We start from the raw sequence: 24,070 nt of genomic DNA, 5'->3' as shown, positions 1-24,070 counted from the left end.
TATTTAGAATATTTACTTAATTATATTTCTGTGTTAGTGTATGAGTAATCAATAGAGAGGAGGCCATGATGAATAGTCGAAACCATTCACTAACTAACAAGTAAAAGGAGGGGGTTCGAACATTTCACCGGCACAAGCCGAAAAATGGTCTTATGAGAAAAGATGAAAATGGAAATCTAACATAAAAGCTCAGTCGTGATCTGGCATACAGATACGGACTGAGCTTTTATTGATTTATACGAGTTCGTATGTTTCCACAATTTCAATCGAATCTTCCACAGAACGGACCATCGAACAATTCTTTCTTGTCAGCTCCATCACACGCGGCATTTTCGAATCATTGATATCGCCTTTGATCAGGAAATGCAGATGGACTTTTGAAACGCGTCCCGCTTCTTCATCGATGCGTATAATTTCTTTTACTTCCACCTGTATATCTTCTGCAGGCATCCGTTGTTTTTCCAGAACTTTCCTTATAATTCCAGCGCTGCAGACTGCAAGGGAAGCCACCAGCAACTGATATGGGCGGAAACCGTACTCCTCATTTGTTGAAACGGCCAGTTCACCAAAAGGCAAATCGCCCGAAAAACCATTTTCAGTCATTGAAAATTTCATCTTACATCTCCTCCTTATGATAAAATTGTATCTGAATTCCATTCAAATACAAAAGAAGGTGCTTACTGGAAGGAGCCATCATGAAAAATTACTTGCAAAGTGACAGTGGGCGTTTCTGGATCCTTGTCGCTATAGTATCGATCTCCGGGTTTTCGCAGGGTATGCTGTTGCCGCTCATCGCGGTTATTTTTGAGCAGGATGGCGTGTCATCTGCTTTAAACGGATTGAGTGCCACCGGCTTATACATAGGTACATTAATTATCGCACCCTTTATGGAACCTCAATTGCGGCGTTTCGGTTTTAAACCGATCATCATAATTGGCGGTGGACTTGTCATCTTGTCCCTGTTGCTGTTCCCGTTATGGAAATCAGTCCTGTTTTGGTTCTTCCTGCGGATCCTGATTGGTGTTGGAGACCAGGCGCTGCATTTTTCGACCCAGACCTGGATCACCAGTACATCCGCACAGAATCGCATGGGCAGGAACATTGCCATATATGGGATGTCATTCAGCATTGGATTTGGAGCTGGACCGTTATTTGTGCCTCTCGTTAATATTTTTGAAGCGTTGCCGTTTATCATATCGGGGCTTTTATGCCTCACGGCCTGGGTTCTCGTTTTCTTCCTGCGCAATGATTTCCCTGAAACTACGACAAGTGCCATGACGGCAAGTGGAACGTTAAGCCGTTTTAAAGCTGCTATCGTCATTGGCTGGTTCGCTTTTTTGCCGCCGCTTGGTTATGGATTCCTGGAAGCTTCCTTAAATGCCATCTATCCTGTATACGCCCTGAGGCAGTCGATAGATGTTTCCATGGTTTCCTATATGCTCGCCGCGTTTTCGCTCGGTGCCATTGCAACTCAGCTGCCGCTTGGTGAACTTAGTGACAGGATCGGCAGGCGCAAAGTTTTGCTGCTTGCACTGTTCGGTGGTGCAGCTGCATTTGGCACGGCCAGCTTGTTTGAATCGAATGCATGGGTAACTTTGGCATTTTTCATCCTAGCCGGTATGTTCGTCGGTTCGACTTTTTCACTGGGAATCTCCTATATGGCAGATCTCATGCCAAGGGAACTGCTGCCTACAGGCAATTTATTGTGCGGCATAGCATTCAGCATCGGAAGCTTGGCAGGACCTGTGCTTGGCGGATTATTTTTGGATGTTACAGAAGAGCTGAGTTTCCTTTTGCTGATCGCTTTGATACTGCTCATCATTTTCGCCATCATCGCCTTACGGGGCAATAAAATCAGCAAGCCCGCATCCGGTTGAATTATATAGCAACAAAAAGAGACTTCCGATTTAAAACCGGAAGTCTCTTTTTCATTTCAAAACAAGTTTCGTTACAGATTCAACCTGTGCCGTCTGTGGGAACATATCGACAGGCTGGATGTATTCGATCCGGTAGATTTTCGTCAATTGCTGCAGATCCTTCGCCAGTGTGGAAGGGTTGCAAGACGTATAAACGAAACGTTTCGGCTTCACCTTCAGGATCGTTTTCAGCAGGGAGTCAGCCAGTCCGGTGCGAGGCGGATCTACAGTCAGTACATCAGGAACAAAATTTTCATTGCTCCAGACATCCAGCCATTTTTCCGCAGTCCCGGTTACGTATTTCGCTTTGACGCCTTGCCGTTTCGCATTTGCCTTTGCATCGACCACACTGTCATGGATGGTGTCCATGCCGCGGAGTTCGCCAGCGCCATCAGCAAGCCATAAACCGATTGTACCGACGCCGCAATAAGCATCGACGACTTTTTCGGTGCCGGTCAACTCTGAAGCGCGTTTAATTTCATCATATAATTTGACGGTCTGCTTTGGGTTTAACTGGAAAAAGGCGCGGGCGGAAAGGTCAAAGGCAAGTTCCCCCAATTTTTCGTGGATGGTGTCTTTGCCGTATAAAGTAACCGTCTCTTCACCGAAAATAAGCGACGTTTTTTCTGGGTTGATATTCTGGACGATTGAGACAAGATTAACATCCAAGTTTTTCAGCTTTTCCAGCAGCAATTCCTTTTTGGGAATTTTAGAGCGGGTTGTCACCAGCACCAGTTGAATTTCACCCGTTTCAATGCCGGTGCGGACGACTATTGTCCGGATGACGCCTTGCATCGTTTTGCCATCATAGATCGGAATACGCAATTCTTCGAGAATCCGCTTCACTGAGTTGGTGATGACAGTGGTATCCGGATGCTGAACGATGCATTGTTCGATATCGAGTAATTGATGGGAACCTTCCGCAAATAAACCCGCGATGACTTTTGAACCTTTCAGCCGTGTCTGGAACTGGCTTTTATTGCGGTAATGCCATGGATCTTCCATGCCGATCGTTTTTTCAATTTTGACATCGACGCCTTTCAAATAACGTTCGAGCGCCTGGACCACCAGATCCCGTTTTTCAACGAGCTGCTGGTCGTATGTCAAATGCTGAAGCTGGCAGCCGCCGCATGCTTCATAGACTGGGCAGGGTGGAGTCTGGCGGTGAGAGGAAGGTTTCCGCATTTTGACAATCCGGGCTTCCGCAAAATTCCGTTTGACTGATGTAATCTGTGCTGTGATTTCTTCGCCGGGCAGTGCACCGGCGACAAAAACAACATTCCGTTTAAAGAAACCGATGCCTTCGCCGTTGATGCCAAGCCTTTTGATCGTCAACGGAAATTTCTGTCCGGTCTCCATTATGGGTTTTTCATTCATAGTGCACACGTCCTTCTTTTGGTCATCCCTACATTATAGCCTTATTTATAGATATCAGCCAGAGCTGATCTCAGATCGGGGTATGCAAATTCGAAACCATGCTGCTGCAGAACTTCCGGCAGTACGCGCTGTCCTTCAAGAACGAGGCGGCTCTTATCGCCGAGCACAGCTTTTAGGGCGAACTCAGGCACCGGGAACCAATGCGGACGTCCCAAAGCGTGTCCGATTTCTTTGCCGAAATCCTTCATGCGCTTCGGATAGGGAGCGGTCACATTAAATGGTCCGCTCAGTTCTTCTGTTTCAATGGCGAATAAAACCGCGCGGGCGACGTCGTGAATATGGATCCACGACAGCCATTGCCGGCCGGAGCCGACTGTGCCGCCGCCAAAAAGTTTATAAGGGAGGGCCATCAACGGCAAGGCACCTTCTTTTTTGCCAAGGATAATGCCAAATCGTCCATACGCTACCCTCACGCCGAAGTCTTTCGCTTCATCTGCGAGGCGTTCCCATTCGATAACAGTTTCAGCAAGGAAGTCATCACCCCGTTCCGTCGATTTCTCTGTATAGGATTTTTCTGTCGAAGCGGGATAAATGCCAACAGCGCTTGCATTCACCAGCACTTTAGGTTTTTGTTCCAACTCTTTGATGATGCGCAGCACTTCATTTGTAGATTCAACGCGGCTGCTGTAAATAAGTTTCTTCTGTTCATCATCCCAGCGTCCATCATTGATGGATGAACCTGCCAGGTTTACAAAAGCATCGATGCCTGCCAGTTTCTTTTCCGGTTCTGCGCCATCTGTCAGCCACTCAACATAATGGATGCCGTTGTCTGATGGTTTCGGGCTTCTCGTCAGGATGAAAACTTCGTGTCCGTGCTGAGTGAATAATTTCGTCATTTCATTGCCGGCAAAGCCGGTTCCTCCAGTGATTGCAATCTTCATGCCTATCGCCTCCATTTCCTATATAGTACCCTGAATCGATGCATTTAAGCTCTTAAAAGGGTATACTGAATAAGGAAGAGAGGTGCCGCTGTATGCCTATAATCACAAAGATCACACAGGGGAAAAACAATCCGGAACGCTATAATATTTTTCTGGAGGAAAAGTTCGCTTTCAGTGTTGATGAAACGGTGCTTGTCAGATATCAATTGACCAAAGGCAAAGAGCTGGACCAATGGACCATCGAAGAAATGAACTTCGAAGATGAAATCCGTAAAGCGTTCAATAAAGCCCTTGATTTTTTAAGCTTCAGGATGCGCAGTGAAAATGAAGTGCGCCAGAAGCTGAAAGATAAAGAATTCGGGGAAGCAGTAATAGATGAAGCCATTAAAAAATTATATGAATTGAATTTTCTTGACGACCGCACTTTTTCGGAAGCATTGATGCGGACGCAGATGAGATCATCAAAAAAAGGACCGAAAGCGATCCAGCAGGACATGCAAAAGAAAGGGATTGATAAACAGGTGCAAAAAGATGTTCTCGCTTCCTATTCAGAAGAAGAGCAATTAGAGCTCGCCAAGGAGATGGCTGAAAAAATCGCCGATAAAGAAAAGACGAAAACACCAAGGCAGATTGAACAGAAAATCAGTGATACCCTTCTTCGTAAGGGTTATTCGTATTCATTGATCAAATTGGCAATCGCCGATCTGGATTTAGAAAAAGACGAAGACCAATGGACGGATATTGTCGCGGCACAGGGTGATAAATTATGGCGTAAACACAGCGGCAAGCTGACCGGCTACGACTTGAAATCGAAAGTGAAGCAAGGTCTTTACCAAAAAGGGTTTCCTGCTGAAGTGATCAACGAATACTTGGAAAAAAAGGAGAACGAAGATGAGTGAGGAAAAACGCTATAACCAGATGGACGAACAGGAATTGCGGACGGAAATCGCGCGGCTGAAGGAAAAAGCGCGGAAAGCCGAACAGCTCGGAATCATCAACGAATTTGCGGTATTGGAGCGCAAAGCCATTATGGCGGCATCCTACCTGTTGGATCCGGAAGATTTCAAAAAGGGGGAAGTCTACCATATAGAAGGAGATCCCAATGTATATTTCCAAATCGATTATCTGAAAGGCCGATTTGCATGGGGTTACCGTCTCGGGGGAGAAAAATATACAGAGGCATTGCCGATATCCATGCTGCGTCCTTTAAAAGAAGGGAAGTAAAAAGATGAAAGAACTTATCGAACAATTAACATACGAGCTGCAGGAAAAGAATCCGAAAATAACCGAAGAGAAAGCAAGAACATGGATCGAGCTGCTGGCATCGGATTTTGAATCATCCTATGCGAAAGCGGGCTATGATTACCAAGGAACAGAAGTGGTGGAAAAAGTTGTCCGCCAGTGGATCGACAGCTATGGCGAAAATATCCATGAATTTGCGGCGAGTAATCCAAAATATGCTCACTTGCTGAATGATTAGTTCAAGCTTCACAGGTTGGAAAGCAATACAAAAACGCACACCCTGGAGTGTGCGTTTTGTGATTGCCATTAATTATGGCTGAAATCCAATTTTTTCCGAAGCTTGTCTTCGCTGAAAATCCAGCCGGTATATGAGTTGAGGATATTATAATCCTGGTCCAGATGGGCAACTGCCACAAAAGGGTAATAATCATTGCTGCGGTATCTGAGATCAATTAACCGTACTTCATAAATATCACCATATTCGTTGATTTCCCAACGATAAAGTGGCGAAAATGATACAAATGCTGAAAGGTTCTTGTCTTTGAGCGCCGTCTGGATCAATTCACTTTCCGGCAAAGGCTTCTTCATGAATTTGTCGTAGAAATTGATTGTCCGTCCATATGCGCGTCCAACGTAATGGTGTTTATCTGTATCTGCTGCGATCCGCCAATGGAAGAAACGCATTGTGGGCGCAACGAATATCTCAGTGGCGCCAGGGACAGTATTCCTGATTGCTTGTTTGATAGCAGATTGCAGTGCAAATCGTGATATATAATAAAACACCAGCACGGTATACAGGATACTGATGGTCCATACCGGATCTGCGCCGAAAGCCCAGATCATTAAAGCAATGACATGTGAGCCGAAAATAATGGGATCGAAAGTATTAATGACCCCCAGTGCTACCCATTTATTCGAAAACGGCCTCAATGCCTGGGTGCCGTACGAATTGAAGATATCCACAAAAACATGCAGAACAACCGCGAGGAATGTCCACAGCCATAGATGGAGCAAATTCACTTCCGGAAAAATGAACCATAATGCGCCGCTTAATAAAAGCGGCCAGGTCAATACAGCCGGAATCGAATGGGTTGCACCTCTGTGGTGACGTATGTAGACTGCGTTGTCCCGCAATTTGAGCACGGTATCAACATCCGGGATCTGCGAGCCGATGATGGTTCCTGCGATGACTGCTGTCATGGTTACAGTATCAGTCGCTACAACAGGGTCAGCCATTGCGAGGCCGCCGAGCGCGATGCCCATGACGAGGTGTGTGCCTGTATCCATCGTCTCATCCCCCTTCGGAAAAATTTGCTTTATGACGGCTGTCTCTTGTAAAGATATCCGTCGCTGCTACTTATTACATACCCTGAATTCAAACGAAATAATCTAGAATCAATGGAGGGTTCCACTATTAATATAGAAAAAAAGCAATTTCAAACTGACTTGATTGATTGGTTCCACGCAGAAAAAAGAGATCTGCCCTGGCGGCGTACCGCCGATCCTTATCAAATATGGATTTCGGAAATTATGCTGCAGCAGACTCGAGTGGATACGGTGATCCCCTATTACAAACGATTCGTTGAAAAATTTCCCACGCTGCACGATCTGGCAGATGCTGATGAAGAAATTCTTTTGAAACAATGGGAAGGGCTCGGTTATTATTCACGGGCGCGAAATCTTCAGGCAGGAGTGCGGGAAGTAGCTGAAAATTACGGAGGCAAAGTTCCGGCAAGCCGAAAAGAAATATCCGCTTTGAAAGGAGTCGGACCTTACACAGCCGGCGCGGTGCTCAGTATCGCATACGGATTGCCGGAACATGCCGTTGACGGTAACGTCATGCGGGTTCTATCCCGTATTCTTTTAATCGACGAAGATATAGCCAAACCGAAAACACGTAAAATCTTTGAAGAAGCGGTCACAGGATTAATCAGCCATGAAGATCCATCCGCCTTCAATCAGGGATTGATGGAGCTTGGCGCGCTGATTTGTACGCCCACTTCGCCAAAATGCCTGCTGTGTCCTGTACGTGAACATTGCTCCGCATTCCATGAGGGGCGCCAGCATGAGCTTCCTGTTAAGACCAAAGCGAAAAACACGAAGGCAGTCAATTATGCAATGGTCGCTATTCGGAATGGAGAATCTTTTTTGATGGAGAAACGTTCTTCGAAGGGACTGCTGGCTAATATGTGGCAATTTCCGATGCTGGAATTTCCTGTTGGCATAGACGGTGCGGAAATCGAGGAGCTCCTTTCCGAACAGTTTAAAGGAACAATTGTAAAAGCGGAGAAAATTACTTCTTTCAAACATGTCTTTTCTCATTTAACATGGAACGTGGATGGCTTTATTGCCGAAGGTGTAAATTTAGAGATACCCGACAATATGAAATGGGTCGATTCGGCGGAAATGGAATTGCTGCCGATAGCCGGGCCGGTTCAAAAAATGAAAACAGCTTTGAAAAGCAGAGGAGATGTATGACGATGGCCGAACAGAAAGTGGCATTGGTAACAGGAAGCAGCAGGGGACTTGGAAAGGCGATGGCAATCGCTTTGGCGGAAGAAGGCTATGACATTGTAGTCAATTACGCGCGCAGTAAGACAGCGGCACTTGATACAGTAAAGGAAATTGAGGCAAGAGGCCGCAAAGCATTGCTGGTCAGAGCAAATGTCGGAGATGTCGAGAAATTGCGCGGCATGTTCGAAACGATTAAAGAGGAGTTTGGAAGGTTGGATGTATTCGTATCCAATGCCGCGTCAGGGGTGCTTCGTCCTATTATGGAGCTGGAAGAATCCCATTGGGACTGGACAATGAACATCAATGCCAAAGCGATGCTTTTCGGTGCGCAAGAAGCTGCGAAACTGATGGATAAAGGCGGTAAAATTGTAGGGATCAGTTCACTTGGATCGATACGCTATCTTGAAAACTATACGACTATCGGCGTTTCGAAAGCGGCTGTCGAATCAATCACCCGTTACTTGGCAGTGGAACTCGCGCCAAAAGGAATTGCAGTCAATACGGTTTCCGGCGGAGCACTCGATACGGAAGCGCTGAAACATTTCCCGAACCGTGAAGATTTATTGAATGATGCCCGCGTCAACACACCGGCAGGACGCATGGTCGAAATCGAAGATATGGTCAAGACGGCCATGTTCCTTATTTCCGATGATTCGGATATGATCCGCGGACAGACTATTATCGTAGACGGCGGACGCTCGGTCGTTATGTAATTTTTTGCCTTTCTCGCCGTATTACTGTATGTTTTCAGAATTGATTGATATAATATTGAAATAGCAGATAATATAAGGGCTTAGACGAGAAGGTGGGATGGACATGGCGATTCCCGCAGAGGGAGAAACGATACAAATCCACAGCTACAAGCACAACGGCCGAATCCACCGTGTCTGGCAGGAAACAACTGTTTTGAAAGGGACGAATAACATTGTAATCGGTGCAAATGAACGGACCCTGGTAACCGAATCGGATGGCAGGACGTGGCTCACACGTGAGCCTTCAATTTGTTATTTTCATGCGGAGCATTGGTTCAATATCATTTGTATGCTTCGTGATGATGGGGTCTATTATTATTGCAATATCAGTTCACCATTCGTATATAATAATGGTTCTTTGAAGTATATCGATTACGACCTGGATGTAAAAGTGTTTCCGGACATGTCTTACACATTACTGGATGAAGACGAATATGAAGACCATAAAAGGCAGATGGGGTATCCTGAAGTGATCGACCAGATTCTTTATCGCAATGTCGAAAAGCTGATCGGTTGGATTAAACAGCGCAGAGGCCCGTTTGCCCAGGACTTCATCGAAGTATGGACGGACCGTTATGAGTTCCACAGACATAATAGGATCCGCTGAGTAGTATGAAAACCTGTTGCCGGCCAACAGGTTTTTCATTTTGAAGAAAGAATGGAGTGAACAGTTTGAACGATAAGAAACAAAGCAGCATGAAACGGTACATGCATTTTGTAAAGCCATATTATTGGCAAATAGCATTAACTATCCTTATTGGTATATTTAAATTTGCAATTCCACTTTTCATCCCTTTGCTGATCAAAATTGTCATTGACGATATCATCGGAGCAGAGGCGTTGTCGAGCCAGGAAAAATTGGAGCAGCTTTACCTCTGGCTGGGCGGAACGGCAATCGTGTTCTTTCTGCTTCGGCCGCCGATCGAATATTTCCGCCAATATTACGCACAGTATGTAAGCAATAAAATCCTCTACGACATCCGCGGATATCTTTACGGACACCTTCAACGGCTAAGCCTCAGATACTATGCCAACACACGCGCCGGAGAAATCATCTCGCGCGTCATCAACGACGTAGAACAGACGAAAAATTTTGTGATGATCGGATTGATGAATGTCTGGCTCGATCTGGCGACGATTCTTATCGCCATCGGTATTATGCTGTCGATGGATGTCTCACTGACTGTCGTGGCTTTATTGGCGTTTCCATTCTATGCGCTCAGTGTGAAGTATTTCTTTGGCCGCCTGCGCGATTTGACACGTGAACGTTCCCAGGCACTGGCGAATGTCCAGAGTTATCTTCATGAACGTGTCCAGGGAATGAGCATCATCAAAAGTTTTGCTCTGGAGAAGCATGAGCAAAAAATCTTCAATGACACAAATGATCAATTTTTGGACAAGGCAATCGACCATACAAAATGGAATGCGAAAGCTTTTGCAGTCGTCAATACCATTACCGACGTAGCACCTTTGCTGGTGATCGGCTATGCGGGCTATCAGGTTATTCAAGGCAATTTGACTCTGGGAACAATGGTTGCGTTCATCGCATATATTGAACGTCTTTATAATCCGTTGCGCCGGCTTGTCAATTCTTCGACTACGCTTGTGCAATCTTTGGCATCGATGGACCGTGTATTTGAATTGGTCGATGAAGATTATGACGTTACTGATAAAAAAGGTGCACGTGATTTGAAAGTCGTGGATGGCAAACTGGAGTTCCGCAACGTTTCCTTCCATTATAATGATGGCGGAACTGAAGTCCTTTCCGATATGAGTTTTACGGTGAAACCGGGCCAGACCGTTGCACTGGTTGGAATGAGCGGCGGCGGGAAGTCCACTATTGTATCACTGATCCCCCGGTTTTATGATGTGACGGGCGGGGGCATCTATATGGATGACCATAACCTGAAAGATGTCAGCATCCATACACTCCGTGACCAGATCGGCCTTGTGCTTCAGGATTCGATTCTATTCAGCGATTCGGTCAAAGCCAATATCCTGATGGGGAAACCGGATGCTACAGACGCAGAAGTCGAAGCGGCTGCAAAAGCGGCAAACGCCCATGCTTTCATTGAATTGCTGCCGGAAGGCTATGACACCAAAGTCGGAGAACGGGGCGTGAAATTATCAGGGGGGCAGAAACAGCGTATTGCGATTGCCCGAGTATTCTTGAAAAATCCGCCGATGCTGATTCTCGATGAAGCGACTTCTGCACTTGATCTGGAAAGCGAAGCGCTGATTCAGGACTCTCTTGAGCGATTGGCACACGACCGGACAACATTAATTGTTGCCCATCGTTTATCGACAATCACCCATGCCGATCAAATACTTGTTATTGACCATGGCGTTCTCAAAGAACAGGGGACGCATGACGAATTGATGAAACGGGAAGGGGTCTACTATAACCTTTTCCAAGTTCAGCATTTCAATTAAAAACAATTCTCTTCCATAATATAGGTGTTTATAAGAAGCCAGCCGGGTAAATAACCGGCTGGCTTTTTTTCATTCATAAAAATTTATCAGATGGCCCTATAAAAAGAACTATTGCATATAGTCTGAATTTCCGTATAATAAAAAGAAATAAAATATTCAGAATTATCCATGTGTAAAAAGGGGTGGCCAGATGATAGAAAGAGAGAAGATTTTAGAAGTAAAAGGTTTGCAGACTACCTTTTTCACGGACGACGGCGAAGTGCCGGCAGTAGATAATGTCGACTTTCATATTCGCGAAGGGGAAGTCTTGGGGATAGTAGGTGAATCGGGTTGCGGCAAGAGTGTTACGTCCTTGTCGATCATGGGACTGGTTCCCAGTCCTCCCGGGAAAATTACCAACGGTGAAATCCTATTCGAAAATCAGGACTTAACGAAACTGCCCGAAAAGAAAATGCGTGACATCCGGGGCAATGATATAGCCATGATATTTCAGGAACCGATGACTTCCTTGAATCCGCTGTTTACAATCGGCAACCAATTGCAGGAAGCGGTTAAAATCCATAAAAAGGACTGGTCGAAAAAACAGATCTACGATCGTGCAGTTGAAATGATGAAATTGGTCGGACTGCCTCGTGCGGAAGGGTTGATGAAAGAGCATCCACACCAATTATCGGGAGGTATGCGCCAGCGTGTCATGATTGCCATGGCATTGCTGTGCGATCCGAAAGTGCTGATTGCGGATGAGCCCACCACTGCACTGGATGTTACGATCCAGGCTCAGATCCTGAAACTGATTAAGAACCTGAATAAAGAACTGAACACAGCTGTATTGCTTATTACACACGATCTCGGGGTCGTTGCGGAAACGTGTGAAAGAGTCGTTGTTATGTATGCAGGCAAGGTTGTTGAGGAAGGTCCGGTCGATGCCATATTCAAAGATCCGCAGCATCCTTACACACGGGGGCTTCTGGAATCCGTGCCGGATATGAGGTTTAAAAAAGAACGGCTTTATTCGATTCCGGGAAATGTTCCAAAACCCGGTTCGATTAAGACAGGGTGCAGATTCGCGCCAAGATGTGAATTCGCTTTCGACCGTTGTTTAGAAGAAACTCCGCCGCTTTATCAAACAACTGAAGAGCATCAGACCCGGTGCTTCCTATTTGATCCGAAGGAGGCAGAAAAGCATGACCGAACAATTGTTAAAAGTTGAGGGCCTGAAAAAATACTTTCCTATCAAATCAGGTATTTTTGGCAGGGTGAGCAACCATGTGAAAGCGGTGGATGATATCTCGTTTTCAGTAAAAGAAGGCGAGACGCTAGGCATCGTAGGGGAATCTGGTTGCGGAAAGTCCACAACCGGCCGCATGTTGATGAGGCTCCTTGAACCGACTGAAGGAAAAGTCACATTTGACGGACAAGAGCTGACTTCACTTTCAAGTAATGATATGCGCAAGGCAAGGCGTGATATTCAGATGGTCTTTCAGGATCCTTATGCTTCGCTGAATCCTCGTCATACGATTGAAAAAATATTGATGGAGCCTTTGAACGTCCACAATATAGGTGATCCGAAAGAGAGAAAGCAAAAAGTGTATGAATTCCTGGAAATCGTCGGATTGAGCAGTTATCATGCCAAACGTTACCCGCATCAATTCAGTGGCGGACAGCGTCAGCGTATCGGTATTGCGCGGGCGTTGATGACGAATCCGAAACTCATTATTGCTGACGAGCCCGTTTCAGCGCTCGATGTGTCGATTCAGGCCCAGGTTCTAAACCTGATGCAGGATCTTCAGAAAGAGCTGAAACTGACTTATATATTTATTGCCCATGATCTAGGGGTGGTTCGCCATATCAGTGACCGTGTTGGAGTAATGTATCTGGGTAACATGGCTGAAATGGCTGATACCGAAGACCTCTACGAAAAGCCGCTGCATCCGTATACGCAGGCATTGCTGACAGCAGTACCGGTACCGGATCCGGCATTCGAGAGGGAAGAAGTTGTGATAAAAGGGGATGTTCCAAGTCCCGCAAATCCGCCGAGCGGATGCCGGTTCCATACGAGATGCCCATTCAAAATGGATATCTGTGAAACGACAGTACCGATTTTTGCGGAGGTTGAAAAAGGTCATTCTGTAGCTTGCCACCTTTACGAGGAAAGCAGGCCGCAATGATAATAAACAAAAACGGAGGGGTTAATTTGGGGAATAAAAAAATCATGTCCCTTGCATTTTTGATGCTTTTACTGATCTCTACAGTGCTTTACGGCTGCAGTGGCGGATCGGAAGAAGGCTCAGAAGGCAATGGTGAAACTGGTGGCGAAGGGGAATCCGGTGAAGAGAAAGTATTGATCTTCGGACGCGGTGGAGACTCGGTATCACTTGACCCTATCACTGTTACAGACGGTGAATCATTTAAAGTTACGAAGAATATTTTTGATACGCTTGTGAACTTCGGTGAACAGGATACAGAAATTGAACCAGGTTTGGCTTCTGAATATACAGCAGCAGAAGACGGATTGACTTACACATTCACGTTGGAAGAAGGCGTAACGTTCCATGATGGAACAGACTTCAATGCTGAAGCTGTGGTAGCAAACTTTGACCGCTGGGCTGCAGGAGATGCAGATCAATTCCCATACTATGGTTCAATGTTCGGCGGTTTCGGTGATGAAGAAGGGCACGTAATCGAATCGGTTGAAGCTACAGGCGATTACGAAGTTACAATCAAACTGAAACGTCCGATGGCACCATTCCTTAAAAACTTGGCGATGAGCCCGTTCGGTATTGCTTCACCTACTGCAATTGAAGAGCAAGGTGATGCATTCGGTGATAACCCGGTAGGAACAGGTCCATTCAAGTTTGTTGAGTGGAACCGTAATGATACTGTACGTATTGAGAAATTCGAAGATTATTGGGTTGAAGGCGAACCTAAATTGGATGAAGTGGTATTCCGCGCAATTCCGGATAACTCTGGCCGTCTAAATGCACTATTGGCTGGTGAAATCGATCTGGCTGATGGGATCAACCCTTCAGACGCTGAAACAATTGAAAGCAATGACGATCTTCAATTATATGAGCGTCCATCTATGAACGTAGGTTACCTTGGTCTTACAACGACCAGAGAGCCATTTGATGATCCAAAAGTACGTCAGGCAATGAACCATGCCATCGACAGACAGGCTATTGTTGATGCCTTCTTCGAAGGTCGCGGGGAAGTTGCGAAAAACCCGATGCCTCCTGTAATCAGCGGATATAACGATGCAATTGAAGGATATGATTACGATCCGGAAAAAGCAAAAGCATTGCTTGAAGAAGCAGGTCTCGGCGATGGATTCGAAATGGAACTTTGGGCTATGCCTGTTCCGCGTCCATATATGCCAGATGGCCAAAAAGTTGCTGAAGCGATCCAAAGTGATTTGGCAGAAGTAGGAATCACTGCTGAAATCGTTTCATATGAATGGGCAACTTATCTTGAAAAAGCTGCAAACGGTGAAGCAGATGCCTTCCTATTAGGATGGACTGGCGACAACGGCGATGCAGATAACTTCTTATATGTCTTGCTTGATCAGGATAATATCGGATCAAACAACTACACTTATTACGAAAATCAGGAATTGCACGATATTCTGATTGAAGCTCAGACTGAAGTTGATGAAGAGGTTCGTAATGAATTGTATGCACAGGCACAGGAAATTATTCATGAAGATGCACCTTGGGTTCCGTTGGCTCACTCAACACCGCTACTTGCGGGAGGCAGCAATGTGGTGAATTTCAAACCACATCCAACCGGTTCAGACAAATTAGCAGAAGTGGATCTGGAGTAGACTTTTCGAGAGGGGAGATCGTACAGATTTCCCCTCTTTTTAAATTATTTTATACATATTTGTTAGAGATGGAGAGGTGAAGAAATGCTTCACTATATTGGTAAACGGCTATTGCAATTGATTCCGGTTTTGCTTGGAATGACATTCATCGTTTTTATGATTATTCGTGCAATACCTGGCGATCCTGCTCAAGTAATTCTCGGCCAGCAGGCTTCTGAGGAAGCCATAAAAGCCCTGAGAACAACTTTAGGCTTGGATAATCCATGGTACATCCAGTATTTTGATTATTTAAAAGGACTGGTTACAGGTGATCTGGGGCAGTCGCTGCGAACAAGAACTCCAGTAGTGGATGAGGTTTGGCCATATTTGGCGGCAACAATCGAGTTGTCAGTTTTTGCTGTTATCATTGCCATTATAATCGGCATCAATGCCGGAATCATTTCTGCATGGTTCCAGAATTCATGGTTCGATTATCTTGCTATGATCATCGCGCTTATCGGTGTTTCAATGCCGATATTCTTTTTGGGACTTTTAAATCAATGGATTTTTGCAATAGAATTAGATTGGCTGCCAACTTCCGGAAGGATGAATGTGCGGGATCCTATTGAATCCATAACAGGTTTCTATATCATTGATACTTTAATTACTGGGCAATTTGATCAGCTTTCGACTATAATGCGCCACTTGATTCTTCCCGGCACTGCTCTTGCCACCATTCCAATGGCGATCATTGCCAGGATGACCCGCTCAAGTATGCTTGAAGTCATGCGATCTGACTATGTCCGTACAGCTCGTTCTAAAGGATTGCGGATGTTTTGGGTCGTCTACAAGCACGCGTTAAAAAACGCCATTATTCCGGTATTGACTATTATCGGGCTTCAAATGGGATTGCTGCTTGGTGGAGCGATTTTGACTGAAACAATCTTTGCGTGGCCAGGAATCGGAAGGTATATATATGAAGCGATCAATTATCGTGATTATCCGGTCATCCAGTCCGGCATCCTCATTGTGGCATTCATATTCGTTATGATTAATCTGTTTGTGGATCTGCTCTATAGTTTAGTTGATCCACGCATCAAATATGATTAGGAAGGAGGAGAACAATGGCTGACACGACTGTAAAAAATGACAATATTGAAATGCAGAAAGTTGCAGGCCCGTGGAAAGAGGCCTGGCGGGGATTCCGAAAAAGTAAAGTGGCCGTTGTGGGTATGGGGATTGTTATATTTTTCATCCTCTTGGCTATAATCGGTCCGCTGTTTACGCTGCAAGACATCAATGAGCAAGACATGTCCCAACGGTTTCTGCCTCCTTCCTCTACATATTGGATGGGAACAGATGATTTTGGAAGAGATATTTTATCCCGTATTGTTTATGGAGCTAGAATTTCTCTTTGGGTAGGATTCTTAGCAGTAATAGCATCCGCAATTGTGGGAAGTTTCCTTGGAATTCTTGCAGGTTACTACGGTAGATGGGTAGATACCATTATTTCAAGGATTTTCGATATTATGCTGGCTTTTCCAAGTATCCTCTTGGCGATTGCTGTTGTTTCAGTATTAGGCCCTTCATTGCGTAATGCTTTGATTGCTATTGCAATCATCAATGTACCTAACTTTGGGCGACTTATAAGGTCGAAGGTTTTGAGTATAAAGGAAGATGAATACATTATGTCCGCCAAAGCGATCGGTATGCAGGATAGTCGAATCCTTTTTTCTCATATCCTGCCGAACTCGATGGCACCTGTCATTGTTCAAGGAACATTGGCGATAGCGACAGCGATCATTGAAGCTGCAGCACTCGGATTTTTAGGGTTAGGAGCACAGGCGCCTACTCCTGAATGGGGAAAGATGCTTGCAGATTCCAGATCCTATCTGACCAACGCCCCGTGGACCATGATTTTTCCGGGGTTGGCTATCATGCTGACAGTACTTGGTTTTAACCTGATGGGCGACGGCTTGCGCGATGCGCTTGACCCTCGTATGAAATCATAAGAAAAACGTGCGGAGAATTTATCTCCGCACGTTTTTTAATTGCATTGTATTAAATCATGCTTTCCAAGTGTTCATCGACTTCATCGCTATGGTAATTCAAGTAGGCAATGATCAATAAATCGAGGTGTTCGAGCTGCTCTTCGTAATCCAGGATGGCTGATAAGACATGCATCAAGTGATAGACCGAAAAGTCGCTGTCTTCGGATTCCAATGCTATATTAATTTCTTTTACAAATATAGCCATTACCTCGTGGCGCTTTATCGATGCGTCTGTTCCTGATGACTCACTATGTTCAGGACGCAATTTTCCCACATATTTCATGTAGAGCTGTTCATGATAGCTGGCCAGGCTTTCGAGTCTTTCCTGCACCATCATATGGAATTGTTCCGGCAGTTCCGTCAATTCATTTTCAAACCGGTGTAATCTTCTCAACACCTCAAGGCTTTTCTTGGATGTCGCAATCATCTGGCGGTAGAGCACCAGCTTTCTCGCTTTCGTATATTGCTGCTTTTTCGTATAGCTTCGTTCTTCCTTATAGAAAAGATACCATTGATCCACTTTCACGAGTTTATCCGTCAATTTGTCGATGTCTTCTTTCACCGATGCATGATCGGATGCGTGCCTGATCGACACCCGTATCCAGCGGATCACTTCTTCACTGACTTCGTGGATGGAAGTGAATAAGCGGCTTTCGTATTTAGGCGGAAGAAAGATCATATTAACAATAAAGGCGGAAAGTATTCCCAATAAAACCGTCAAAAATCGTAAAGACGCGAATGAAAGGAAGTTATTGGTCTGTGAATCCATAATGATGATAATGGTGACGAGTGTTAAAGGAACAGTGTTTTCGAGTTTCAATTTCAACATGATGACGATGGCCAGTATGGCCGCCAGTCCGATGGTCAGATAATTGCTGCCAAGAGTCAATACAAAGATGACGGCAATCGATGCACCAATCAGATTTCCATATATTTGGTCAAGAAGTGTCAGGTAGGACCTGTATATGGAAGGTTGAATAGCGAAGATTGCTGCGACGCCTGCGAATACAGGAGAAGGCAATTCCAATAAGCTGGCTAAAAACAAGGCCATTGAAATAGCCACGCCGGTCTTTAATATACGTGCACCTAATTTCATAACTTACGATTCCCTTCTTCCTATAATAGATTGTAATTTATAATTGGCTGAAGGCTTTCCTTACTGCCTGCAGCGCTGTATCAATGTCTGCTTCAGTATGTTCGGTGGTCAGGAACCAGGCTTCGTATTTTGAAGGAGCAAGATTGATGCCCTGCTCAAGCATCAATTTAAAGAATCGCCCAAAGATTTCTCCGTCTGTAGCTTCAGCTTGTTCATAATTTTCAACTTTGACATCCGTAAAGTAGATAGTTAAAGCACCTTTTAAACGGTTTACTGTAATCGTTACATCAAATTCTTCGGCTGCTTCCAAAATGCCTTTTTCGAGGCGTTTCCCCAAACGGTCCATTTCTTCATATACGCCATCAGCTTGGAGAATTTCCAAGCAAGCGATACCAGCCTGTATCGAAGCGGGATTTCCAGCCATTGTGCCAGCCTGGTAAGCCGGTCCAAGAGGTGCTACTGTTTCCATGATTTCTTTCTTGCCGCCATAAGCACCGATCGGCAGTCCTCCGCCGATGATTTTGCCGAGCGCAGTGAGATCGGGTTTGAGCCCAAGCATATCCTGTGCGCCGCCGTATTGGAAACGGAATGCCGTAATCACTTCATCATAGACGATTAAAGCTCCTTTTTCAGCCGCTATGCGATGGACTTCTTCAAGAAATCCTTTTTGGGGCTCCACAATGCCGAAATTACCGACAATCGGTTCTACAAGGATACAAGCAATTTCATTGCCCCAGCAGTCCATCGCTTCAGCGAAAGCTGCTGGATCATTGAAGGGGATAGTGATGACTTCTTCCGCAATGGTTTTCGGAACTCCTGCGGAATCCGGGGTGCCAAGGGTAGCGGGACCTGATCCGGCTGCAACCAGTACAAGATCTGAATGGCCGTGATAACAGCCGGCGAATTTCATGATTTTCGTGCGTCCAGTATAAGCGCGGGAGACCCGGATAGTGGTCATGACGGCTTCCGTTCCGCTGTTGACGAAACGCACTCGGTCCATATTCGGCATTGCTTCTTTCAGCATTTTCGCAAATGTGATTTCATGGCGTGTCGGTGTACCATATAAAACGCCGGTCTCAGCAGCGTTTGAAATAGCTTTTGCGATATGAGGGTGGCCATGGCCAGTAATGATCGGTCCATAGGCTGCCAGAAAATCGATGTATTTATTGCCGTCGACATCCCAGAAATAAGCGCCTTTTGCACGCTCCATGACTACAGGTGACCCGCCGCCTACAGCTTTAAAAGACCTTGAAGGACTATTGACGCCTCCGACGATATGTTCGAGCGCTTCTTTGTGCAGTCTGTTTGATTCTGAATGGTTCATTGATTCAATTCCTCCTACTTAATGTCTATTCCTTATTGTAGACAAGTTTATACATTAACGCCAAAGAAATTGAAAGTGCTGCGGCAGTTAGGTACGATAGACTTAAGAGAAGGAGTGATGGCATTGACGACATTAGAAGGTTTGCACGCACCGGATTTTACATTGAAAAATGAAAACGGTGAAACAGTTTCTTTGGAAGATTTTTCTGGCAAAAAATATGTAGTGCTCTATTTTTATCCGAAAGACATGACGCCGGGTTGCACTACACAGGCCTGCGATTTCCGTGATGCAGAGAAAGATTTTTCAGAATTGGGAGCAGTCATTCTGGGCGTCAGCGCAGATTCTGAAAAACAGCATAGTAAGTTTATCAGCAAACACGGTTTGCCATTCTCTTTATTGGTCGATGAAGATCATAAAGTTTCTGAGGCATATGGAGTATGGGTGGAGAAGAAAATGTACGGAAAAGAATTTATGGGAATTGAACGCTCCACATTTTTAATCGATCCAACCGGGACTGTTGTGAAAGAATGGCGTAAAGTCAAAGTGAAAGACCATATCCAGGAAGTCCTTGAAACGGTTAAAGAGCTCAGCCAAGCATAGGAGGAAGACATATATGGAAGTATTATTCACGTTTCTGCCGAATGAGAAAATGCAGCAAAGCATCATCGACGATTTTCCGGAAGCGGATTTTCATTTCGCTTATAAAGACAAAAGTAAATTGCCGACAGCGGATGTATTGGTCACTTACGGGGAAGATCTGGATGACGGAGACATTGAGGATGCAAAAAATTTAAAGTGGATCATGGTGGTAAGTGCCGGTATTGAGAAGATGCCTCATGAAGCTATTTCAAAACGGGGCATCACCGTTTCCAATGTGCGCGGAATCCATAAAACGCCGATGGGTGAATCGGTTCTGGGCCATTTGCTGGCACTGAAAAGATCCTTGCCCGAAATCTATAAAAACCAGCGGAATCATAAGTGGGAACGCAAATTCCGTTCAACCGAGTTATTTGGCTCAACAGCGCTGATACTGGGTCCTGGCGCAATCGGGTCTGAAATAGGTAGGCTGCTGCAGGCTTTCGGTGTTATGACCATCGGCTGCAACCGCTCAGGGAACCAGGCGGATCATATGAACGAAATGATTTCTTTCGATGAACTGATTGGAAAACTTCCGGAAGCAGATATCGTTATTTCAGTGCTGCCAAGTACGGCAGAAACGAATGGTTTGCTGAACATTGAGCATTTTAAAGCAATGAAAGAAGATGCGATATTTATGAATTTTGGTCGAGGAGACCTGGTAAAAGATGAAGTGCTGATAGAAGCAATGCATGAAGAGATGATAGCCTATGCGGTACTTGATGTTTTTGAACAAGAACCTTTAGCTGAAGACCATCCCTTCTGGGGAATGAAGAACGTCATCGTATCTCCGCACGTTTCGAGTAAATCCGGGAAATATGTAGAGCGGGCAATGGAGGTTTTTCTTCCAGATTTGCGTAAATGGATTGAAGGAAATCAGGAACCGACAAATCTTGTTAATATGGAAAAGGGGTATTGACCATGAAAATTTACACGAAGACAGGAGATAAAGGGACCACTTCGCTGGTGTACGGTTCAAGAGTCCCAAAAAATGATGTGCTCGTGGAAGCTTATGGTACATGTGATGAAGCGAATTCGATGATCGGGTTGGCCCTCGCGCACTTGAATGGCGAATTTTTCGGCGAAAAAGAAGAGATTTGCGATGTGTTCCATGAAATCCAAACGACTTTATTTCATGTTGGAGCAGAACTCGCAACGCCTGCGGGGAAAGAAGTGAAGTGGAAACTGGAGGCCGCCGATACGGAAAAGCTGGAATCCTGGATCGACAAATATGATGCGGAACTGCCGGCATTGAGCAACTTCATCCTGCCTAGTGGACATCCAGCCGGAGCGGCGCTGCATGTAGCCCGTACAGTAGTCAGACGGGCAGAGCGTCTTGCCACCTCTATTGGAGAAGGGACGTCTACGGAAGTGCTTGCTTACTTGAATCGGCTGTCAGACTTCCTGTTTGTAGCAGCCCGCTTTATCAATCAGCGCATGGGCAGCAAAGAAAATGAACTCCATAGTAAGAAATAACGTTTAACAAGCAGCTCTTAACCAGCGTGCTTATAGTGATTTCTTGACATCTGCCGTGCATTTTGAGTACACTAATTATAACGATTATAAAGTAAGAATCTTTATGAAGTGAGGTGCACGGCGATGTCTGAAGTATTATTAAAAGACGCGCTTGATGCTTTGAAGTCTACAGGTGTCAGAATCACTCCGCAGCGCCATGCGATTTTGGAGTACATGATTCATTCTACAACGCACCCGACAGCGGATGACATTTATCGCGCGCTTGAGAAGTCTTTTCCCAATATGAGTGTTGCAACTGTTTATAATAATTTACGTGTTTTTAAAAAAGCCGGTCTTGTGAAAGAATTGACTTATGGCGATTCTTCAAGCAGGTTCGATTTTGTTACGCATGACCATTATCATATGATCTGCAATGATTGCGGAAAGATAGTGGATTTTCATTATCCCGGCTTGGATGAAGTGGAACATTTGGCATCACATGTTACTGGGTTCCAAGTGGATTACCACCGTCTTGAAATCTATGGCACTTGTCAGGATTGCCTTTCCGATTCAGCAAAGGCGCAATAAGAAAGCGTGCATAGAGTCTTATGCCCGCTTTTTTATTTTGAAAATTTTTCATTGAGAATAAAAAACCGCCAGCGATCCAGTCGCTGGCGGTTTTCGTTTATACTTTTGAATTCTTTTTGTTGTATTCAACGTCGAACTCTTTACCTTCAAGTGATGGATCCATAGTCAGAGGTTCACGGCAATGCATGCACATATCCACGCGCCCGAGCATTTTTGTATGTCGTCCGCAGTTCGGACATTCGACAGGAACGGTTTTCATGGAAAGAAGACCGATCCAGGCGTACACTCCTGTACTGCCGATGATGGCAACGACTCCAAGCAGCATGAAAGTGACCATGATTGCGGGCTGTTCTCTAAAGTAAATGCCTATATACATTATAACGATGCCGATGAAAATCAAAGACAGCGCAAAAGTCCGGATACGATTGATTTTATTTTTATAAGGCTTCATGTTTACTCCTCCTTGCATCAATCATACTATATCATAATCCATGTGAAAAAGTGTTAATGCTTTTCTTATGAAGGAATCAGCGGAAATATGTCGAAATAGAGAAAAGCGGATCTTGCCTGAAGAAGTTTCAGGAGAACCCGCCACGATGATTCTATAGAATGTACAAAAAATATTTGAGTTGATGAAAAAAGGGTATACCCGTAAGCAAGCCTGAATCTGCAGGGAGTGAAATAGAATGGAACAAATATTAAGGCCGATTTATCAGGAACGCGCCAGCCAGGAAAGCACACTTGGCGTTGTGCTCGTTGAGAAAAGGGAGAAGGTCAGTCCAAGTACGGATACTTTCGACACGATACTGCTGATCATCACGAAAGAAAATGAAACGGCTGTTTTCACGAAGCACTATACTTACGGCGAGAAAAAAGCTGCCATGCACATCATTACCGAAAAGCAGCTTAAGAAATGGCTGTTGCTTGGAACGAACCGCAAAATAGTGGACTGGCTGTTCAATGGCCGGATCATTTATGATCGAAATGAATTTATGGAAAAACTAATTACAGAGCTAAAGGAATATCCGTTTGCAGGAAGAAAAATTAAAATGGGTCTCGAGTATGCCAAGCTGATACGGCGCTATCTGGAAGGGAAAGTTCTCTTTGAAGAAAAAAATTACCTGGATGCTTACCGCCACGTAATTGAATCTCTTCATCACCTGGCACGGCTCTCGGTGTTGGAAAACGGCCTGCCGCCAGAAGTGACTGTGTGGTCCCAAGTGAAAAAGATAGAACCGTCCATTTATAAGTTGTATGAAGAGCTGGTTCTCAGCGATGAATCCATTGATAAGCGATTGGAGCTTTTATTCCTGGCCAGTGAGTTTCTCATTCATTCCCGCACAGCTGATGGAGCGCAGCACATTATGGAAGTAATGGCGAAAAAAAGGAGCTGGACCATCCAGGAACTTCACGAACAAGAAGAACTGAGGAATTATTCTTCTGATCTTGAAGTATTCATTGAATATCTTGTTGATAAGGAAATCGTGTTTACTGAAGGCGTCATGACTAAGAGCGATAGAATTTTCCATCGCTATTATTTTGTTAAGGCTGCTAAGTGAGTGCATCTTTTCCAAACCGGATTGTCCTCGGGCAATCCGGTTTCTTTCATTAGAGGAGACACACAGAATTGTAAAAGGAATAATAATATTTAATATTGCAATTGCCATGCATCCAAAGATTTTCTTTTTTTGTCCCTTTATCGTTGACAAAAGAGGAGGTATCGTATTATGATATTTCATGTCGCTTCGGCACATTAAGTTTTTTTAGAATAATAAATAAAGCTTGACTCCGAGGATAGACGATGATAAATTAGAGAAGTCGCTTTTACAGGACGCGGAATTTTGAACCTTGAAAACTGAACAGCAAAACGTCAATAAACAATCTACTGATCAGCACTTGTGCAGATCAAAGCGAATCGTGCGTTCTTCGGAACGGCGATGCGCCAG

Annotated in this window: 25 protein-coding genes; 18 read left to right on the top strand and 7 right to left on the bottom strand. The window is 44.9% G+C overall.

The annotated features are described in order from the left end of the window. Nucleotides 1-234: 234 nt before the first annotated feature. On the bottom strand, nt 235-615 hold the full coding sequence (locus CXF70_RS16335; RefSeq protein WP_101803538.1) for an OsmC family protein: 381 nt from the start codon (nt 613-615) through the stop codon (nt 235-237). A gap of 80 nt (nt 616-695) precedes the next feature. Between CXF70_RS16335 and CXF70_RS16330 the strand changes: the two genes are divergently transcribed. Continuing rightward, nucleotides 696-1,877 carry an MFS transporter gene (locus CXF70_RS16330; protein ID WP_084242280.1) on the top strand — a complete coding sequence of 394 codons (1,182 nt, stop codon included), beginning with the start codon at nt 696-698 and terminating at the stop codon, nt 1,875-1,877. A 51-nt stretch (nt 1,878-1,928) separates the two neighbouring features. On the opposite strand, the gene rlmD is transcribed toward CXF70_RS16330, so the two are convergent. Beyond that, complete coding sequence (rlmD, locus tag CXF70_RS16325; protein WP_101803537.1) at nt 1,929-3,293, bottom strand: 23S rRNA (uracil(1939)-C(5))-methyltransferase RlmD; 1,365 nt, start codon at nt 3,291-3,293, stop codon at nt 1,929-1,931. A 41-nt stretch (nt 3,294-3,334) separates the two neighbouring features. Next, nucleotides 3,335-4,234, bottom strand: a complete 900-nt coding sequence (locus CXF70_RS16320) for a TIGR01777 family oxidoreductase (protein WP_101803536.1) — start codon at nt 4,232-4,234, stop codon at nt 3,335-3,337. Nucleotides 4,235-4,326: 92 nt separating this feature from the next. On the opposite strand from CXF70_RS16320, the gene recX reads away from it, so the two are divergent. Genes recX through CXF70_RS16305 form a run of 3 tightly spaced genes read left to right on the top strand, consistent with a single transcriptional unit; the run spans nt 4,327 to nt 5,714 of the window. Further along, the gene (gene recX / locus CXF70_RS16315) at nt 4,327-5,133 is read left to right on the top strand and encodes a recombination regulator RecX (protein WP_101803535.1); all 807 of its coding nucleotides are present in this window, start codon (nt 4,327-4,329) and stop codon (nt 5,131-5,133) included. Then, nucleotides 5,126-5,458: a YfhH family protein gene (locus CXF70_RS16310; protein ID WP_084242276.1), complete on the top strand. Its 333-nt coding sequence runs from the start codon at nt 5,126-5,128 to the stop codon at nt 5,456-5,458. The genes recX and CXF70_RS16310 overlap by 8 nt, the downstream gene beginning before the upstream one ends. A 4-nt stretch (nt 5,459-5,462) precedes the next feature. After that, the gene (locus tag CXF70_RS16305; RefSeq protein ID WP_084242275.1) at nt 5,463-5,714 is read left to right on the top strand and encodes a YfhJ family protein; all 252 of its coding nucleotides are present in this window, start codon (nt 5,463-5,465) and stop codon (nt 5,712-5,714) included. Between the two features lie 68 nt (nt 5,715-5,782). On the opposite strand, the gene CXF70_RS16300 is transcribed toward CXF70_RS16305, so the two are convergent. Beyond that, complete coding sequence (locus CXF70_RS16300; protein WP_101803534.1) at nt 5,783-6,763, bottom strand: metal-dependent hydrolase; 981 nt, start codon at nt 6,761-6,763, stop codon at nt 5,783-5,785. Between the two features lie 192 nt (nt 6,764-6,955). Between CXF70_RS16300 and mutY the strand changes: the two genes are divergently transcribed. The 9 genes from mutY to nikC all read left to right on the top strand — a co-directional run bounded on the left by mutY (nt 6,956) and on the right by nikC (nt 16,986). Further along, nucleotides 6,956-7,954, top strand: a complete 999-nt coding sequence (mutY, locus tag CXF70_RS16295; RefSeq protein ID WP_369916955.1) for an A/G-specific adenine glycosylase — start codon at nt 6,956-6,958, stop codon at nt 7,952-7,954. A 2-nt stretch (nt 7,955-7,956) separates the two neighbouring features. Further along, nucleotides 7,957-8,703: an enoyl-[acyl-carrier-protein] reductase FabL gene (gene fabL, locus CXF70_RS16290; RefSeq protein ID WP_084242272.1), complete on the top strand. Its 747-nt coding sequence runs from the start codon at nt 7,957-7,959 to the stop codon at nt 8,701-8,703. A 103-nt stretch (nt 8,704-8,806) separates the two neighbouring features. After that, on the top strand, nt 8,807-9,349 hold the full coding sequence (ntdP, locus tag CXF70_RS16285) for a nucleoside tri-diphosphate phosphatase (protein WP_084242271.1): 543 nt from the start codon (nt 8,807-8,809) through the stop codon (nt 9,347-9,349). A 101-nt stretch (nt 9,350-9,450) separates the two neighbouring features. After that, a complete protein-coding gene (locus CXF70_RS16280) occupies nt 9,451-11,175 on the top strand; it encodes an ABC transporter ATP-binding protein (protein ID WP_282021079.1) in 1,725 nt (574 codons plus the stop codon). A 190-nt stretch (nt 11,176-11,365) separates the two neighbouring features. Next, nucleotides 11,366-12,385 (top strand): ABC transporter ATP-binding protein, encoded by a 1,020-nt coding sequence (locus CXF70_RS16275; protein ID WP_199172852.1) that lies wholly within the window; start codon nt 11,366-11,368, stop codon nt 12,383-12,385. Beyond that, nucleotides 12,360-13,343, top strand: coding sequence for an ABC transporter ATP-binding protein (locus CXF70_RS16270; protein WP_101803532.1), 984 nt, complete (start codon nt 12,360-12,362; stop codon nt 13,341-13,343). Before CXF70_RS16275 ends, CXF70_RS16270 begins: the two co-directional genes overlap by 26 nt. Nucleotides 13,344-13,387: 44 nt before the next feature. Beyond that, nucleotides 13,388-14,995, top strand: coding sequence for an ABC transporter substrate-binding protein (locus CXF70_RS16265; protein WP_369916953.1), 1,608 nt, complete (start codon nt 13,388-13,390; stop codon nt 14,993-14,995). An 84-nt stretch (nt 14,996-15,079) separates the two neighbouring features. Next, complete coding sequence (locus tag CXF70_RS16260; RefSeq protein ID WP_084242268.1) at nt 15,080-16,084, top strand: ABC transporter permease; 1,005 nt, start codon at nt 15,080-15,082, stop codon at nt 16,082-16,084. A gap of 14 nt (nt 16,085-16,098) precedes the next feature. After that, nucleotides 16,099-16,986: a nickel transporter permease gene (gene nikC / locus CXF70_RS16255; RefSeq protein ID WP_101803530.1), complete on the top strand. Its 888-nt coding sequence runs from the start codon at nt 16,099-16,101 to the stop codon at nt 16,984-16,986. A 49-nt stretch (nt 16,987-17,035) separates the two neighbouring features. Here nikC and CXF70_RS16250 read toward each other — a convergent pair whose 3' ends face one another. Together CXF70_RS16250 and CXF70_RS16245 are read right to left on the bottom strand one after the other, a co-directional pair. Further along, entirely contained in the window at nt 17,036-18,121 is a 1,086-nt protein-coding gene (locus CXF70_RS16250; RefSeq protein ID WP_084242266.1) for an FUSC family protein, read from the bottom strand. A 37-nt stretch (nt 18,122-18,158) separates the two neighbouring features. Then, nucleotides 18,159-19,445 (bottom strand): glutamate-1-semialdehyde 2,1-aminomutase, encoded by a 1,287-nt coding sequence (locus CXF70_RS16245; RefSeq protein ID WP_101803529.1) that lies wholly within the window; start codon nt 19,443-19,445, stop codon nt 18,159-18,161. A gap of 123 nt (nt 19,446-19,568) precedes the next feature. Between CXF70_RS16245 and bcp the strand changes: the two genes are divergently transcribed. From bcp to perR, 4 genes are all read left to right on the top strand, one after another. Further along, the gene (bcp, locus tag CXF70_RS16240) at nt 19,569-20,045 is read left to right on the top strand and encodes a thioredoxin-dependent thiol peroxidase (RefSeq protein WP_084242336.1); all 477 of its coding nucleotides are present in this window, start codon (nt 19,569-19,571) and stop codon (nt 20,043-20,045) included. A gap of 13 nt (nt 20,046-20,058) precedes the next feature. Beyond that, the gene (locus CXF70_RS16235) at nt 20,059-21,000 is read left to right on the top strand and encodes a D-2-hydroxyacid dehydrogenase (protein ID WP_084242264.1); all 942 of its coding nucleotides are present in this window, start codon (nt 20,059-20,061) and stop codon (nt 20,998-21,000) included. 2 nt (nt 21,001-21,002) lie between these two features. After that, the gene (locus tag CXF70_RS16230; RefSeq protein ID WP_084242263.1) at nt 21,003-21,557 is read left to right on the top strand and encodes a cob(I)yrinic acid a,c-diamide adenosyltransferase; all 555 of its coding nucleotides are present in this window, start codon (nt 21,003-21,005) and stop codon (nt 21,555-21,557) included. Nucleotides 21,558-21,680: 123 nt separating this feature from the next. After that, entirely contained in the window at nt 21,681-22,124 is a 444-nt protein-coding gene (gene perR / locus CXF70_RS16225; protein ID WP_084242262.1) for a peroxide-responsive transcriptional repressor PerR, read from the top strand. A gap of 97 nt (nt 22,125-22,221) precedes the next feature. Here the strand turns inward: perR and CXF70_RS16220 are convergent, their stop codons facing one another. After that, entirely contained in the window at nt 22,222-22,575 is a 354-nt protein-coding gene (locus CXF70_RS16220; protein ID WP_084242261.1) for a YgzB family protein, read from the bottom strand. A 235-nt stretch (nt 22,576-22,810) separates the two neighbouring features. On the opposite strand from CXF70_RS16220, the gene CXF70_RS16215 reads away from it, so the two are divergent. Next, a complete protein-coding gene (locus CXF70_RS16215; RefSeq protein ID WP_101803528.1) occupies nt 22,811-23,683 on the top strand; it encodes a nucleotidyltransferase-like protein in 873 nt (290 codons plus the stop codon). The last annotated feature ends 387 nt before the right edge of the window (nt 23,684-24,070 follow it).

Origin of the sequence: Planomicrobium sp. MB-3u-38, assembly GCF_002836425.1 — a bacterium.
Lineage (GTDB): Bacteria > Bacillota > Bacilli > Bacillales_A > Planococcaceae > Planococcus > Planococcus okeanokoites.
Note: the sequence above shows the minus strand (reverse complement) of the source record. Positions and strands in the feature narration are given on the sequence as shown.